Consider the following 15,239-nt stretch of genomic DNA (forward strand, 5'->3'; position numbering starts at 1 on the left):
CCGTCCGGAAAAACATGACCCTCGGCCCAGGCGTACGATCCGTGGTCTGCGTGCGTGCCGCTCCCTGGTGGTTAGCCACCCAACGCCAGTTGCGACGAGTCCAGACTATCCCAGCCGCAGGTAGGCTGTCTTTCGTGACTGAAGACCAGCTGACTGCCTCCTACGTTCTGACCCTCTCCTGCCCCGACCGGCCCGGGATCGTGCACGCCGTGGCGGGTGCCCTCCTCGTGGCCGGCTGCAATATTACGGACTCGCAGCAGTACGGCAGCCAGGGCACCGGAACGTTCTTCATGCGGGTTGAGGCGACGACGGCGGCCCCGCCGGCCGAGCTGCATGCCGCCCTTGAGCCGGTGGCCCAGGCCTTTGGGATGCAGTGGAGCCTCAACCCGGCCGGCCGTAAGGTACGCACCCTGCTAATGGCGAGCACCTCCGCGCATTGCCTGAACGACCTGCTGTTCCTGCAGCGCTCCGGCACCCTGCCGATCGAGATCCCGGCCATTGTCTCCAATCACCGGGACCTCGAGTCGCTGGCCGAGTTCTACGGCATCCCGTTCCACCACATCCCGGTCACCAAGGACACCAAAACCGAGGCCGAGGACGCCCTGCGGAAGCTCATGGCCGAACACGACATCGAGCTCACCGTACTGGCCCGGTACATGCAGATCCTCTCCGACGAACTCTGCACCGAGCTCACCGGCAAGGCCATCAACATCCACCACTCCTTCCTGCCTTCCTTCAAGGGCGCCAAGCCGTACCACCAAGCCCACGCCCGCGGCGTGAAGCTCATTGGCGCCACGGCCCACTACGTCACCGCGGCCCTGGACGAGGGCCCGATCATTGAGCAGGAAGTCATCCGGGTGGACCACCGGCGCACAGCCGAGCAGTTTGTCCAGATGGGCCGCGACGTCGAAGGCCGTACGCTCGCCCAGGCAGTCCAGTGGCACGCCGAGCACCGGGTGCTGCTGGATGGCAACCGGACGGTTGTTTTCAGCTAAGGGCACTCAGCTAGGGCTTGCCTTCGGTCCTGCCCCACCCTTAACTGAAGCCATGGGATCAACGCGGCAGGACCAGCTCACCGGTTTCCTCGCATTGCTCAAGGCGGAGGGCCGGCGGGGAGTGCTGGGCCTGGACTGCGGATCCGGTGCGGAGGGGCTGCTCTTTGTCCGCGCGGGCATCCATTTCACCGGCGTGGACGCGTCCGAGGAGAACATCCATGCTGCCCGGGCCCGGGGGCTCTCCGCCTCGGTCGCGGCAGGCCGGGCGCTGCCGTTCGCAGACGCCGCGTTTGCCGCCGTCTGGGCTGTGGACGCGCTGGCGGGGCTTGCCCCTGAGGCGGCCGACGACGTCGTGCGGGAACTGACGCGCGTAGCGGAACCCGGCGCACCGATCGCCGTCGTCCTCCCCGACCGCGGAAACCCGGAACCCGGGAGCGGCTTCACCATCCTCCGCTCCCCCGGCTAATCCCGCCCACCCCCGACGCTCCCTCACATCCGGCACCCCTCCACCCGACGCTCCCTCACATCCGGCGACGATTCATCCAACGCCCCCTCACATCCGGCGGCCTCCCACCCGCCGCTCCCTCACATCCGGCGGCCTCCCACCCAACGCTCCCTCACATCCGGTCGTCTTCCACCCAACCCTCCCTCACATCCGGTCGTCTTCCACCCAACGCTCCCTCACATCCGGCATCCCTCCACCAAACGCTCCCTCACGTCCCGCAGCGATTCACCGAACGCTCCCTCATGAACGACGGGAGGGTTTGGTCGCTAGCCGTCGGAACTGCGGGAGGGTTCGCTATCTGACCACCAGACCTGAGGGAGGGTCTGCCTTTTGGCCGCCAGACCTGAGGGAGCGTCGGCTATTTGACCGCCGGATCTGCGGGAGGGTTCTAGGCTGGAGGCATGAGTCCCGTTTACGCCTTCGCCGGTGATACCCCGGCCGTCCACGAATCCGCTTTCGTCGCCCCGAGCGCCTCGGTGATCGGCAAGGCCACGCTGGCAGAGAACTCCAGCGCCTTCTACGGCGTCTCCGTCCGGGCCGACACCGCCGCGATTTCCGTGGGCGCCGGCACTAACCTGCAGGACAACGTCGTGCTGCACGCGGATCCCGACTTCCCCTGCACCATTGGCGCCCGGGTCAGCGTCGGCCACAGCGCAGTGGTGCATGGCTGCACCGTCGAGGACGACTGCCTGATCGGGATGAGCGCCACCATCCTGAACGGCGCGGTGATCGGCGCCGGCTCGCTCGTGGCCGCCGGCGCCGTCGTCCTGGAAGGGACCGTCGTGCCGCCCCGGTCGCTCGTCGCCGGCGTGCCGGCCAAGGTCCGCCGGGAACTGAGCGACGAGGAGTTTGAGGGCGTCAAGCACAACGCTGCCCACTACCAGGAGCTTGCCCGCGCCCACCGCGAACTGCACGGCTAACCCGCGCCCCACAAAGGCGGCGCTCTCAGTCCAGCGGGATGGGGCCCAGCTCGTCCAGCAGCTCGCCCGGCCCCGGGTTCCCGGCGGGGGTCCGGCCACCGAGATGGTTGACCACACCCCAGACCGCGTTCAAGCCGGTGCTGACGGCGCCCTCCGCCCAGCCTGCTGTGAAGGACACGTCGTCGCCGGCGAGGAAGATCCCCCGCTGTTCGGCGGGCAGCCCGTCCTGCTTGAAGTGGGTGAAGAGCCGCTGCTGATAGCGGTAGTGCCCAGGCAGGTTGGCCTTGAACGCGCCCATGAAGTTGGGGTCGGCCTCCCACGAGACCGTGATCGGCTGGCCAACGATGTGGCTGGCGATGTCGACGCCGGGATAGATCTGCTCCAGCGAGTGCAACATGAGCTCCACCCGCTGCTCGGCATCGAGGGCCAGCCACTTCAGCGCGTCGTCGTTCCAGGTGTAGGACAGCAGGATCACGGCCGGCTGGTCCGGGCCGTTGTCCAGCAGGTACGTGGCCCGGTTCAACCGGTCGGTCAGTGTCATCGACAGGACCTCGCGGCCGGTCTCGGCGTCGACGTCCTTCCAGAACGGCCGGTCGACCATGACGAAAGTCTTGGACGACTGCATGTAGTGCGAGCGTTCGATCGCTGTCCACAGCTCAGCCGGAAACAGGGACTCTTGCGTGTGGATCCGGGTCGACAGCAGCCAGGACTGGCACGTCGTGACCACCGCCGGGTAGCTGGCTTCGCGCCCCCAGCGTTCCCTCACCCGGAAGTCCCCGGCGCCGTCGCGGGCGATGCGGTCCACGGCGCCGCGCGGGGCACCGGCGTGCAGCGAGGCGAGGGAGGTCCCGTCCGGCCAGTGGGCCATTCCCGACGGCGCGTGTTCCCACAGTGCCTCCGGGAGCCGCTGGGCGCCGCCGGTGATGAGCCGGTGCTGGTCGTCGGCGTCGGTGTAGACCACCCGCAGGATTTCCAGGATCGAGTTGGGGAAGTCGGTGTCCCAGCCTCCGGTGCCGAACCCGACCTGCCCGAACGCCTCGCGGTGGGCGAAGCCGGCCTTCTTGAAGGCTTCGCTGCCGGCGATGAACCCGTAAAAGGTCTGTTCGTCCAGTTCCGGCAGCAGCGCGTTCCACAGTTCCTTGATCCGGCCCGTGTCCCGCGCCCGGATGGCCTCCTGCATCTGGGCGAACGCGGCGCCGTCGTTCACGGCAGCCTTCCATGCCTCCGCCACCTCAAGGAAGAACGGGGGCAGGTCCGCGGCGGTCTCGGCGTAATACTTCTGGCCGGCGAGCTCGATCACGGTGCTGGACGTCGCCGGCGCCAGCGGGTTGGGGAACTCCTGGGTCTGCAGTCCGAGAAGGTCTACATAGTGGTAGAAGGCCTTGCCTGAGACCGGGAACCGCATGCCGCCCAGGTCCGCAACGACGCCCGGGGCGGACGGGAAGCTGGCAGTCCTCAGCCGGCCGCCGATCCGGTCGGCCTCATAGACCACCGGCCGCAGTCCCAGCTTCATGAGTTCGTAGGCGGTTACCAGCCCGGACAGGCCGGCACCGACGACGGCGACCTCCGCCCCGTACAGCTCGGGCGGCACGGAGCCCAGGCCGTCGGGGTGGGCCAGGTAGTGGTCGTAGCTGAACGGGAAATCCGGGTTCAGCATGGTGATGGGCGTCCCGGCCGGGACTTGGGCCGGAGTGGAATCCGGGCCGGGAGCCGGCAGTTCAGTGGCGGTGGTCATGAGATGTCTGCCTTCAATTCCTGGGTGGGGGTGGAGTTAGCGGGTTGGCGGCCTGACAGTTCACGGTATTCCTCGTGGCTCAGGGCTGCCACCCTGGAATTCCGCCGGCCGTAGCCGAAGTAGGCGGCGAGGCCCACGAGCATCCAGGCGCCGAAGACCGCCCAGGTCTCGGCCCCGAGGTTGGCCATGAGGTAGGCGCACATGAGGGCGCCAAGGATCGGGGTCAATGGAAACAGCGGGACGCGGAAGCTGCGGGTAAGCTCCGGCCGGGTGCGCCGGAGGTGGATGACCGCCACGTTGACGAGTGCGAACGCGAACAGGGTGCCGATGCTGGTGGCGTCCGCGAGCGCGCCGAGCGGAACCAGCCCGGCGGTCAGCGCGACGGCGGTGCCCACGATCAGGGTGCCGGCAACGGGGGTTCCGGTCCGGGCTGAGACCCGGCCGAAGACCTTGGGGACCAGGCCGTCGCGGGACATCGACAGCAGGATCCGGGTCTGTCCGTAGAGGACGGTCAGCACGATGCTGGCGATGGCGAGCACGGCGCCGACGGCGAACAGCACTCCGACCCACGGCTGCCCGGTGATTTCCTCGAGGATTTTCACGAGCGCCGCCTCGGTGCCGTCAAACCAGCCCCAGGGCCGGGCGCCGATCGCTGCGACGGCCACGAGCACGTAGATGCTGGTGACGATCAGCATGGAGAGCAGGATGGCCCGCGGAAGGTCGCGCTTGGGATTGCGTGCCTCCTCGCCCGCCGTGGAGGCGGCGTCGAAGCCGATGTAGGAAAAGAAGACCCGGGAGGCAGCGGCCGAGACTCCGGCGGCGCCCATGGGCATCAGCGGCTCGAAGTGGCCGCCATTGAACGCGGTGAAGGCCACGGCGCAGAAGAACAGCAGGATGCCGACTTTGACCAGGACGATCGCGGTGTTGATCCAGGCGCTTTCCTTGGCGCCGCGGACCAGGAGCACCATGGCCAGGACCACGATGACGATCGCCGGGACGTTGAGCAGGCCGCCGGCGCCCGGCGGCTGCGAGATGGTGTCCGGCAGTGCCACGCCGAAGACGGCCAGGGCCTCGTTGACGTACTGGCCCGCGCCGACCGCGACGGCGGCCACCGAGACGGCGTATTCGAGCACCAGGCACCAGCCGCAGATCCAGGCCATGCCCTCACCCATGGTGGCGTAGGTGTAGGAGTAGCTGGACCCGGCGGCGGGCACCAGGCCGGCCATCTCGGCGTAGGAAACGGCCGAGAGCAGGGCGGCCAGGCCGGCAATGGCGAAGGAGATCCAGATGGCCGGGCCGGCCAGCGGAACCGATTCGCCCAGGATCACCAGGATTCCGGTGCCGAGCGTGGCGCCGACGCTGATCATGGTCAGCTGCAGCACACCGAAGCTGCGGACCAGCCGGGTGCCGCCGTGTCCGGTTTCGGCCTCGCGGACCAGTTGCCCGATCGGCTTGCGGCGCAGGAGTTGGGCGGCAAGCCCGGGACGGCCGGCAGCAGCGGCCGGCGGGCGTTCCCCGATCAGAGTTGGCGCAGTCATCGTTGACGTCCTTATCTTCAGTGTTGGTCGGTTTCCCCTGACCTACCCTAGGCGTGTGAGCCACCTCTCACCGCGGTGCAAAATGACCTATAGTCATCATTCATGAGACGTAATGCACCGGCGCCGGGGTCCTCGGACTGCCTCCATGAAAGCCCCGGCCGTGGCCGCTGACGACGCCGAGAGCTTAGGCTTCGTCACGCTGGCACAGTTCCTGCGCCAACTCCCGTCCCTGGTTGTGCTGCACGACGCCGGCAACGCGGACGAACGCTTGCGCTGGGTTGAACCGAGCGAGCTCGACGACCCCACCCCTTACCTGCTCGACGGCGAGTTCCTGTTGACCGCCGGGCTGCCGTTCGAGGGCGCCGGCGGCACCGAGGCCGCGGTGGATGCTTACGTGGAGCGTCTGGTCCGGGCCAGGGTGGGGGCCCTCGGTTTCGGCCTGGAACCCTATTTCAACGCCGTCCCGGAGGCCGTGGTCAGCGCCTGCCGCCGGCACGGGCTGACCCTCGTGGCCATCCCGGGCAATCTGCCCTTCGCCGCCCTGGGGCTCGAGTTCTCCCGGCTCCTGGAATCCGACAACGCCCGCACCTTCCGCCAGCTCGCCGAGACCAACCGTCAGCTGATGCGCGCGGTCCTGTCCGCACGCCCCGAACATGAACTCCTCGCGGCCCTCGTGCAGCGTGTCCCCGTCTGGGCCGTGTTGTTCGGCGCGGACGGACGGGTGCGTGCCCGCGGCGCAGCCGGTTCCACCGGGTCCCGGGCCGCGGGCCCGGGACCCGGTGGCCCGGGCGCCGCAGCGGGCGTCGATTCGGCGGCACTGCAGCCGCTGCTCGTCCGGCTGCTCGCCGGCAGCGGCCCCCGGGTGGAGATGGATTCGTTCGACGCCGCCGGCTCCTCGCTGGTCTTCGGGCATCCCTTGCGCAGCACCCGGGACGCCAACCTTGGCGCGCTCATCCTCGGCACCGACGCACCGCTGACGCCGGCGCAGAACAGCGTCGTCTCCACCACCGTCGGACTGCTGGAATTGCTGGTCCGCCAGCGCACCAGCGGTTCGCTGGCCCCGAGCCAGCTGGCCACAGCGTTGTTGCTGCATCGGGACAGCCTGGTTTCCGGGACGGCACGGCACGTCACCGGCTTGAAGGACCTGCTGGCCCAGAGCATTTCCTCAACCCGGTCCGGGCAGCTGCGCGTCGTCCAGGGCCTCCGGCTCGGCACCCCCGCCGGCAGCGCCCGGCCCTCGGATGCTCCGCGCCGGACGGGTGAAGGCCCGGTGCGGGAGCTGCTCGAATGGCGCCGGCTGTTTGACACCAAGCTGGTGGAGCTCACCGACTACGGCTTCGCCGCCATTACCCGGCTCCGCGTCGATGACGCCCTGCTCGCCGAGGTGGAACGGCTGGGCTGGTGTCTGGTGATTGGCGGGGTGACCGATTTCGAGGGTCTGGCTGACTCCTACCGCCGGGCCTCCTCGTTGCGGAACCAGGTTCTCACGGGCCGCCGCAGCGTTCGGGAGGACGATGTCACCTGGTCCGTGACGGGCCTTCTCGGCCCCGAGGCGGGCACCCTGCTCGCGGACCGCCTGCTGGCACCCCTGCTCGAGCTCGAGCCGGACCGGCGCGACGCTTTGCTCGGGATCCTGCGCGCGTGGCTCGGCGAGCACGGCAGCTGGGACGCCACCGCGAAGGCCATCGGGCTGCATCGCAACAGCGTCCGCCGTCAGGTCGGCGTCATTGCCGAGCTGCTGGGCCTGGATCTCAACCGGGCCCAGGCCCGCGCGGAGCTCTGGGTCGCACTCCAGTACCAGGCCGCCCCGGAGCGGACCGACGCCGGGGATGTCGCCGCCGCTCAGACTCCCCAGGAACGGTAGAGGTCCGGGCGACGGTCACGCAGGTAGGCCACGTCACCGTCCGCAGCGGAGTCCGCGGCGGCGACCGCCGGGACACCGACGTCGGCGAACACCAATTCCGCGCCGGGTCCGGCCGCGGCCAGGACATCGCCGTCGGGGCCGGCCACGATGCTGCCGCCGCGGAACTCGCAGCCGACCTCCACTCCGGTGTGGTTGGCATAGGCAACGGTCAGCTGGTTCTCCAGCGCCCTGGCCCGGACCAGCACCTCCGGCACGGCGTTGAATCCGCCGGCGAGGGCCGTAGGCACCAGCAATAGTTCGGCGCCGCGCAGGGCTGCGGCCCGGGCAGACTCGGGGAACTCGATGTCGTAGCAGATGACCAGCGAGACCCTCAGTCCGTGGAACCCGACGACGGCCGGGGCCTCGACGGCGGCCGAAAACGCAGCCCGCTCATCGGGGCCGAACAAGTGCACCTTCCGGTAGCCGAGCAGCTCGTCGCCGGACTCGTCCACCAGGGTCGCCGCGATGTGCCACTCCCCCGCCGGGGTCACGTCAGGCAGGCTGTACACCAGCCCGATGTCGTGCCGCCGGGCTACGTCGGCGAGGGCCGCTCGGAGCGCCGGAAGCTCGGCGGAATCCCAGGCCGCCCGCAGCCGGCGCGGCGCGTAACCCACCGGGAAGAGCTCCGGCGTCAGTAGCAGCTGCGCGCCCGCCGCGGATGCTGCGCGCGCCGCCTCCTCGACGGTGGCCAGGTTCGCCGCCACATCGAGCACGGCCGAGTTCGCTTGCATGAGGGCCAGCAGCACCATTACCACCTTGGGATTCTTTGGACGCCCCGGCATGCTCGCCGCGGGGTTTCTTCCAGCCTAACCTCGGCCCGCACCGGCGGGCCCGGTGCAATTCGGCCCGGCTGGCGGCCGGGCAGGGCGGAACGTCCCGGCAGCGGACGCGGGACTGGTGCCCAGCACACGCGGTAGCGGGCCCGTCCCGGGCCCGAGGGGCGATCGCGCCGGCAGGCAGGGCTGTCCGGGCCGAACGGCCCCTTCCGCGAAGGCACGCAGGCTGAACGGAGACGGCGACGCGCCCGGGCCGTTGCGTTAACTTCTTGACTACAAGACGCCGATGGGGCACTCTTCATTGCATGCCCTCACCAACGCGCTCAACGAGGAGCCGCACTAAAAACCCCGGGTCACAGTCCGCCCTCCGGCACCTGAACCAGCAGCGGATCATCGAATGCCTGCTGGCCGGCCCGTCCACCCAGGCGGAACTGGCCCGCCAGACCGGCCTCTCCACGGCCACAGTCTCCAACATCGTCAAGATCATGCAGGATGCCGGGCTCGCCTCCACCGAACCGACCACCAGCTCCGGGCGCCGCGCGTTGAACGTCCGGCTCAACAGCAACGGCGCCGTCGCCGTGGGCATCGACTTCGGCCGCCGCCACCTCCGGGTGGTCCTGGCCTCGCTCAGCTACCACGTGATCGCCGAGGAATCGGTCCTCCTGCCCCTCGGCCACCATGCCGAAGAGGGCATCACGGCCGCCGTCGGGGTGCTGGACCGGCTGCTGGCCGACAGCGGCGTCGAACGCAGCGCGCTGGTGGGTGCCGGCGTCGGCATCCCCGGCCCGATCGACCGCCGCACCGGCACCGTGGCGCAAGGCGCCATCCTGCCCGAGTGGGTGGGCATCAACATCCTCCAGCGCCTCGAAGAAGCCCTGGATCTCCCGGTCTGGGTCGATAACGACGCCAATCTTGGCGCCCTGTCCGAGGTGACCTGGGGCCCGCACACGGGCATCAGCAACCTGCTCTTCCTAAAGATCGGCTCGGGCATCGGTGCCGGCCTGATCCTCAACGGCATGCCCTACTACGGGAACGTCGGAATCACCGGCGAAATCGGCCATGCCACCATCCACGAGCACGGCCTGGTCTGCCGCTGCGGCAACCGTGGCTGCCTGGAAACGATTGCCTCCACCACCACCATGATCGAGCTCCTGAGCCGGGGCGAGGACAAGCCGCTGACCGCCGAGGACATCGTCCGGAAGGCCCTCGCCCGCGATTCGGCCACCATGCGGGTGATTGACGACGCAGGGCTCGCCGCCGGGCGGGCGCTGGGCAACGTCGCGAACCTGATCAACCCGGAAGTGATCGTCGTCGGAGGCCCGCTGGCGGGTCTCGGCGAGCTTCTCCTGGACCCGATCCGCCGCGGCCTGGTCCGGCACGCCGTCCCGGTCATCGGCGAGACCACGGTCCTGACCATGTCCTCGCTTGGCGACCGTGCGGAGGCCCTGGGGGCGACGGCCCTGGTCTTCCAACACGCCGGAATCAGGCGAAACTAAAACAGCCGTTACCCAGCTGTTGCGTTAAAGACTTGACGACAACGGCGTGATCCAGTTTACTTTTCCATCAGACGGCCCTGCGGTTTGCAGGGGCGGACAACGAAGTCATGCATTGGAGGCGTAAGGGCAGATGACGTCCCTCAACACGCACAGCGATCCGATAATTCTCGAGATGCGCTCCATCACCAAAGAGTTCCCCGGCGTTAAAGCTTTGTCCGAGGTGAACCTGCGGGTGAAGGCCGGCGAGATCCACGCCATCTGCGGCGAAAACGGCGCAGGAAAATCCACCCTCATGAAGGTGCTCTCGGGCGTTTACCCCTACGGCAGCTACACCGGCGACATCGTCTACCAGAGCGAGGTCCAGCAGTTCAAGGACATCCGGGCCAGCGAGCACGCCGGCATCGTGATCATCCACCAGGAGCTGGCGCTCATCCCGGAACTCTCCATCATGGAGAACATCTTCCTGGGCAACGAGCCCACCAAGCGCGGGGTGATCGACTGGGCCGAGGCACGGATCCGCTCTACCGAACTGCTCGCCCGGGTGGGCCTGCGCGAGGACCCGGACACCCCGGTCAAGGAGATCGGCGTCGGCAAGCAGCAGCTGGTCGAAATCGCCAAGGCGCTGAACAAGAAGGTCAAGCTCCTCATCCTGGACGAGCCCACCGCGGCGCTGAACGAATCCGATTCCCAGCACCTGCTGGACCTGATTCTGGGCCTCAAGGGCCGGGGCATCACCTCCATCATCATTTCGCACAAGCTCAACGAGATCGAGCAGATCGCCGACTCCATCACGATCATCCGCGACGGCAAGTCGATCGAGACGCTGGACGTCAAGGCCGACGGCGTCGACGAGGACCGCATCATCAAGGGCATGGTGGGCCGAACCTTGGAATCCCGATTCCCGGACCATGAGCCCAAGATCGGCGAGACGTTCTTCGAGGTCAAGAACTGGAACGTGGGGCACCCGCAGATCCAGGACCGCCTGGTCTGCAAGAACTCGAACTTCTTCGTCCGCCGCGGCGAGATCGTCGGCTTCGCCGGCCTGATGGGTGCCGGGCGCACCGAGCTCGCACGGTCCCTCTTCGGCCGCTCCTACGGCCGCTTCATCTCCGGCCAGGTGTACAAGGACGGCAAGGAACTGCACCTGAAGACCGTCAAGCAGGCGATCGACGCCGGCCTTGGCTACGTCACCGAGGACCGCAAGTCCCTGGGCCTGAACCTGCTCGACGACATCAAGGCCACCACGGTCTCGGCGGCGCTGAAGAAGATCAGCAAGCACAACGTCGTCGACGCCGACAAGGAATTCACCGTCGCCGAGCAGTACCGCAAGTCGCTGCGCACCAAGACGCCGTCCGTTGAGGAAGGCGTGGCCAAGTTGTCCGGCGGCAACCAGCAGAAGGTGGTGCTGGCGAAGTGGATGTTCACCGACCCGGATCTGCTGATCCTGGACGAACCGACCCGAGGGATCGACGTCGGCGCCAAATACGAGATCTACGGGATCATCCAGCAACTGGCCAACCAGGGCAAGGGCGTAATCGTGATCTCCTCGGAGCTCCCGGAACTGCTCGGTCTCTCCGACCGCATCTACACCATCTTCGAAGGCGCCATCACCGGCGTGCTGAACAAAGAGGACGCCAGCCAGGAGAGCCTCATGAAACTCATGACTTCCGCCCGCAAGACTGCCTGACCCTCTGGACCATCCAGAACATTCCGGACAACAAGGACTGACAAAATGAACGCGCTCAAGAAGCTCTTTGGCGGCAATACCCGCCAATTCGGCATGATCTTCGCCCTGGTTGCACTGATCGTCTTCTTCCAGATCGCCACCGGGGGCAACACCCTCACCCCGGGCAACGTGATCAACCTCTTCAACGGCAACTCCTACATCCTGATCCTCGCGATCGGCATGGTGCTGGTGATCATCGCCGGCCACATCGACCTCTCGGTCGGCTCGGTCGCGGCGTTCGTCGGCGTCAGCGTCGCCCTGATGATCCAGGACTGGGGCATCCCGTGGTACCTCGGCATCCTGTTTGGCCTGCTGCTCGGCGCCCTGATCGGCGCCTGGCAGGGCTTCTGGACCGCCTACGTCGGCATCCCGGCCTTCATCGTCACCCTGGCCGGCATGCTGCTCTTCCGCGGCTTCAACCAGTTCGTGGGCAAGTCCAACACCATCCCGGTTCCCGCCGACTTCCAGTACATCGGTTCCGGCTACCTGCCTGAGTTCGGGCCCAACACGGGCTACAACAACCTGACCCTGCTGCTGGGCCTGGCCGGCGTGGCGTTCGTGATCGTCAGCGAGATCCGCTCCCGCCGGAAGGCCAAGGCCCTGGGCGCCGAGGTGACCGAGGCCTGGGTGTCCATCACCAAGCTCGTCCTGATCTGCGGCGCCATCCTCTACGCGACGTACCTGTTCGCCACCGGCCGCCCGGGCACCTCGTTCCCGATCCCGGGCCTGATCCTGGCCGTCCTGGTCCTGGTCTACGGCTTCATCTCCTCCAAGACCATCGTCGGCCGCCACATCTACGCCGTCGGCGGCAACCGCCACGCGGCCGAACTCTCCGGCGTGCAGTCCAAGAAGGTCAACTTCCTGGTCATGATGAACATGTCCATCCTGGCCGGCCTGGCCGGCATGATCTTCGTCGGCCGCTCCACCGCATCGGGCCCGTTCGACGGCGTCGGCTGGGAACTTGACGCCATCGCCGCAGTCTTCATCGGCGGCGCCGCTGTGACCGGCGGCGTCGGCACCGTGATCGGCTCGATCGTCGGTGGCCTCGTGATGGCTGTGCTGAACAACGGCCTGCAGCTGCTCGGCGTCGGCGCCGACCTCACCCAGATCATCAAGGGCCTCGTGCTGCTGATCGCCGTCGCCTTCGATGTCTACAACAAGTCCCAGGGCAAGCGGTCCATCATCGGCATGATGATGAAGAACTTCGGCCGCGGCAACGAGATCAAGCCCGACGAGACCACTTCCACCAAAGAGGTCATCGCCAAGGAAGCCTGATCGGCTGACTGGCTCCCCTAACCCCTGAATCTCCGAACACCATCTAAAGAAAGTGAACCAAGCAATGCAAATGATTGGTAAAGCAGGAAAGGCAGCAGCAATCGCTGCTATTGCGGCACTGGCGCTGACAGCCTGCGGCCGTTCCGACAGCGGAACTTCCGGTGGCGCGAGCGGCGGTGGCGAGGCGTTCCCCAAGGACTCCTCGATCGGCGTCGCACTCCCCCAGAAGACCAGCGAAAACTGGGTGCTGGCAGAGAAGCTGTTCAACGACGGCCTCAAGGGTGCCGGGTTCAAGGCTGATGTGCAGTTCGCCAACGGCGGCGTCTCGGAACAGCAGAACCAGATCAGCGCCATGGTCACCAAGGGTGCCAAGGTCATCATCGTGGGTGCCATCGACGGCGCCCAGCTGGGTACCCAGCTCAAGCAGGCCAAGGACGCCGGCGCCACCATCATCGCGTACGACCGTCTGCTCCTGAACACCCCCAACGTGGACTACTACGTGGCATACGACAACTTCAAGGTTGGCGAGCTGCAGGGCCAGGCACTGTTGGACGGCATGAAGGCCAAGAAGCCCTCGGGCCCGTACAACATCGAACTGTTCGCCGGTTCCCCGGATGACGCCAACGCGAAGGTCTTCTTCGACGGCGCCATGAAGGTGCTCCAGCCGAAGATCGACGACGGCACCCTTGTGGTCAAGTCGGGCCAGAAGTCCTTCGAACAGGCCGTTACCCAGGGCTGGAAGGCCGAGAACGCCCAGCGCCGTATGGACACCCTGCTCGCCGGCACCTACGGCAGCGGCACGCTTGACGGCGTGCTGTCCCCGAACGACACGCTGGCCCGCGCCATCCTGACCTCGGTCAAGGCCGCCGGCAAGCCGCTGCCGGTTGTCACCGGGCAGGACTCCGAGGTTGAATCCGTCAAGTCCATCATGGCCGGCGAGCAGTACTCCACCATCAACAAGGACACCCGCAAGCTCGTCGAGCACGCGATCACCATGGTCAAGGACATCCAGGCCGGCAAGACGCCTGAGATCAACGATGACAAGTCCTACAACAACAAGGTCAAGACCGTCCCGGCGTACCTGCTGGAGCCGGTCATCGTGACCAAGGAAAACGTCAAGACGGCCTACGTCGACGATCCGGTACTCGGACCGATCACCAAGTAGCCTGACGCTTCACCACTAGGGCCCCGGCTCCTCCGCAGTGACCAGTTCACCGCGGGAGGGCCGGGGCTCTTTTCATGCGCGGGTGAGAGGATGGCAGCATGAGCGCCCACATCGCCAGGCCCTGGCTGTCCGATCAACCCGACCAGGACCCGCGGAGCGCCACGGGCGCCCGCCTGCGCTGGGGTGTCATCGCCACCGGCGGGATCGCCGCCGCCGTGACCCGGGACCTGGAATTGCTCTCCGATGCGGAGCTGTACGCGGTCAGCTCGCGCAGCCAGGCCGCCGCCGACGCGTTTGCGGCCGACTACGGTTTCACCCGGGCCTACGGGGATCACGACGGCGAGGCCGGCTATGAGCGGTTGCTGGCCGACGACGCCGTCGACGTCATCTATGTCGCCACGCCGCACGCCCACCATCACGAAATCGCAATGGCCGCGCTGCAGGCCGGCAAACACGTGCTCTGCGAGAAGGCCCTCACCGTGAACGCCCGGGAGGCCACCGAGCTTGTGGAGCTGGCGCGGGAACGGGGCTTGTTCCTGATGGAAGCGATGTGGAGCCGGTTCCTGCCCAGCATGCAGCGGGCCTTCGAGATCGCCGCCTCGGGCGAGATCGGCGAGGTCAAATGGGTCAGTGCCGACCTGGGCTTTCCTGCGCCCTACTCCCCCACCTCGCGGCTCTGGGCTCCGAGGGACGGCGGCGGCGCCTTGTTGGACATCACCATCTATCCCCTGCTGTGGGCGCTGGGCACGCTGGGCTTCCCGCAGACGGTCAGTGCCACCGGCTGGATCAACGACGACGGCGTGGACGCTCAAAACGCGCTGACGCTGGGCTACCACCACGGCGCACAGGCCCAGCTGACTTCCTCGCTCCTGGCCCACGGTCCCCGCGCCGCCACGGTGGCCGGGAGCAATGGGTTCCTGCAAAGCGTGGGCTCGGTCAATAACCCCAAGGAACTGCTCGTGCGGGTCGGCTTTGACGAGCCGCGCACGGAGCAGTTCAGTGTGGTGGGCCGCGGCTACAGCTACGAACTCCGCGAGGTCACCCGCTGCATCCAGCAGGGACTCACCGAAAGCCCCGTGATGCCGCTGGAGGACTCCCTCGACACCATGAGGCTGTTCGACGGCGTCCGGGCCCAGTTGGGAGTGAGCTACCCGAACGACGCGCACTGACCCTGAATTTCCGGGCTTTCAAGGCCGGAATTTGCC

At 67.4% G+C, this 15,239-nt stretch carries 12 protein-coding genes and 1 riboswitch; of the genes, 9 read left to right on the forward strand and 3 right to left on the reverse strand.

The features are described from left to right. Positions 1-17 precede the first annotated feature (17 nt). Positions 18-103: riboswitch (ZMP/ZTP riboswitch) on the reverse strand. A 31-nt stretch (positions 104-134) separates the two neighbouring features. The 3 genes from purU (at position 135) to AC1DK9_RS09945 (ending at position 2,420) form a co-directional block, all read left to right on the forward strand. After that, positions 135-995 (forward strand): formyltetrahydrofolate deformylase, encoded by an 861-nt coding sequence (gene purU, locus AC1DK9_RS09935; protein ID WP_476861862.1) that lies wholly within the window; start codon positions 135-137, stop codon positions 993-995. 52 nt (positions 996-1,047) lie between these two features. Beyond that, on the forward strand, positions 1,048-1,461 hold the full coding sequence (locus AC1DK9_RS09940) for a methyltransferase domain-containing protein (protein ID WP_476861863.1): 414 nt from the start codon (positions 1,048-1,050) through the stop codon (positions 1,459-1,461). Positions 1,462-1,901: 440 nt separating this feature from the next. Next, complete coding sequence (locus AC1DK9_RS09945; protein WP_476861864.1) at positions 1,902-2,420, forward strand: gamma carbonic anhydrase family protein; 519 nt, start codon at positions 1,902-1,904, stop codon at positions 2,418-2,420. A gap of 25 nt (positions 2,421-2,445) precedes the next feature. On the opposite strand, the gene AC1DK9_RS09950 is transcribed toward AC1DK9_RS09945, so the two are convergent. After that, the gene (locus tag AC1DK9_RS09950) at positions 2,446-4,155 is read right to left on the reverse strand and encodes a flavin monoamine oxidase family protein (protein ID WP_476861865.1); all 1,710 of its coding nucleotides are present in this window, start codon (positions 4,153-4,155) and stop codon (positions 2,446-2,448) included. Continuing rightward, positions 4,152-5,693 carry an amino acid permease gene (locus AC1DK9_RS09955; RefSeq protein WP_476861866.1) on the reverse strand — a complete coding sequence of 514 codons (1,542 nt, stop codon included), beginning with the start codon at positions 5,691-5,693 and terminating at the stop codon, positions 4,152-4,154. Before AC1DK9_RS09955 ends, AC1DK9_RS09950 begins: the two co-directional genes overlap by 4 nt. A gap of 145 nt (positions 5,694-5,838) precedes the next feature. On the opposite strand from AC1DK9_RS09955, the gene AC1DK9_RS09960 reads away from it, so the two are divergent. Beyond that, the gene (locus tag AC1DK9_RS09960; protein WP_476861867.1) at positions 5,839-7,557 is read left to right on the forward strand and encodes a PucR family transcriptional regulator; all 1,719 of its coding nucleotides are present in this window, start codon (positions 5,839-5,841) and stop codon (positions 7,555-7,557) included. On the opposite strand, the gene AC1DK9_RS09965 is transcribed toward AC1DK9_RS09960, so the two are convergent. Next, a complete protein-coding gene (locus AC1DK9_RS09965; RefSeq protein ID WP_476915836.1) occupies positions 7,536-8,345 on the reverse strand; it encodes a nitrilase-related carbon-nitrogen hydrolase in 810 nt (269 codons plus the stop codon). The two genes, AC1DK9_RS09960 and AC1DK9_RS09965, sit on opposite strands and share 22 nt — an antisense overlap. A 332-nt stretch (positions 8,346-8,677) precedes the next feature. On the opposite strand from AC1DK9_RS09965, the gene AC1DK9_RS09970 reads away from it, so the two are divergent. The 5 genes from AC1DK9_RS09970 to AC1DK9_RS09990 all read left to right on the forward strand — a co-directional run bounded on the left by AC1DK9_RS09970 (position 8,678) and on the right by AC1DK9_RS09990 (position 15,203). Continuing rightward, positions 8,678-9,868 (forward strand): ROK family transcriptional regulator, encoded by a 1,191-nt coding sequence (locus AC1DK9_RS09970; RefSeq protein WP_476861868.1) that lies wholly within the window; start codon positions 8,678-8,680, stop codon positions 9,866-9,868. A 130-nt stretch (positions 9,869-9,998) separates the two neighbouring features. Continuing rightward, the gene (gene mmsA / locus AC1DK9_RS09975; protein ID WP_476861869.1) at positions 9,999-11,555 is read left to right on the forward strand and encodes a multiple monosaccharide ABC transporter ATP-binding protein; all 1,557 of its coding nucleotides are present in this window, start codon (positions 9,999-10,001) and stop codon (positions 11,553-11,555) included. Between the two features lie 45 nt (positions 11,556-11,600). Then, positions 11,601-12,869: a multiple monosaccharide ABC transporter permease gene (gene mmsB, locus AC1DK9_RS09980; protein ID WP_476861870.1), complete on the forward strand. Its 1,269-nt coding sequence runs from the start codon at positions 11,601-11,603 to the stop codon at positions 12,867-12,869. Between the two features lie 64 nt (positions 12,870-12,933). Next, entirely contained in the window at positions 12,934-14,034 is a 1,101-nt protein-coding gene (locus tag AC1DK9_RS09985) for a substrate-binding domain-containing protein (RefSeq protein WP_476861871.1), read from the forward strand. A 98-nt stretch (positions 14,035-14,132) separates the two neighbouring features. Continuing rightward, positions 14,133-15,203, forward strand: coding sequence for a Gfo/Idh/MocA family protein (locus tag AC1DK9_RS09990; RefSeq protein ID WP_476915809.1), 1,071 nt, complete (start codon positions 14,133-14,135; stop codon positions 15,201-15,203). The last annotated feature ends 36 nt before the right edge of the window (positions 15,204-15,239 follow it).

It is taken from the genome of Arthrobacter sp. 01T414 (genome assembly GCF_056398965.1).

Bases quoted from the DNA above. Each gene is read 5' to 3' on its own strand.
- AC1DK9_RS09955 (WP_476861866.1), bottom strand. From the start codon at position 5,693: ATGACTGCGCCAACTCTGATCGGGGAACGCCCGCCGGCCGCTGCTGCC.
- mmsB (WP_476861870.1), top strand. From the start codon at position 11,601: ATGAACGCGCTCAAGAAGCTCTTTGGCGGCAATACCCGCCAATTCGGC.
- AC1DK9_RS09965 (WP_476915836.1), bottom strand. From the start codon at position 8,345: ATGGTGCTGCTGGCCCTCATGCAAGCGAACTCGGCCGTGCTCGATGTG.
- AC1DK9_RS09985 (WP_476861871.1), top strand. From the start codon at position 12,934: ATGCAAATGATTGGTAAAGCAGGAAAGGCAGCAGCAATCGCTGCTATT.
- AC1DK9_RS09960 (WP_476861867.1), top strand. From the start codon at position 5,839: ATGAAAGCCCCGGCCGTGGCCGCTGACGACGCCGAGAGCTTAGGCTTC.
- mmsA (WP_476861869.1), top strand. From the start codon at position 9,999: ATGACGTCCCTCAACACGCACAGCGATCCGATAATTCTCGAGATGCGC.
- AC1DK9_RS09990 (WP_476915809.1), top strand. From the start codon at position 14,133: ATGAGCGCCCACATCGCCAGGCCCTGGCTGTCCGATCAACCCGACCAG.
- AC1DK9_RS09950 (WP_476861865.1), bottom strand. From the start codon at position 4,155: ATGACCACCGCCACTGAACTGCCGGCTCCCGGCCCGGATTCCACTCCG.
- AC1DK9_RS09940 (WP_476861863.1), top strand. From the start codon at position 1,048: ATGGGATCAACGCGGCAGGACCAGCTCACCGGTTTCCTCGCATTGCTC.
- AC1DK9_RS09945 (WP_476861864.1), top strand. From the start codon at position 1,902: ATGAGTCCCGTTTACGCCTTCGCCGGTGATACCCCGGCCGTCCACGAA.
- AC1DK9_RS09970 (WP_476861868.1), top strand. From the start codon at position 8,678: ATGCCCTCACCAACGCGCTCAACGAGGAGCCGCACTAAAAACCCCGGG.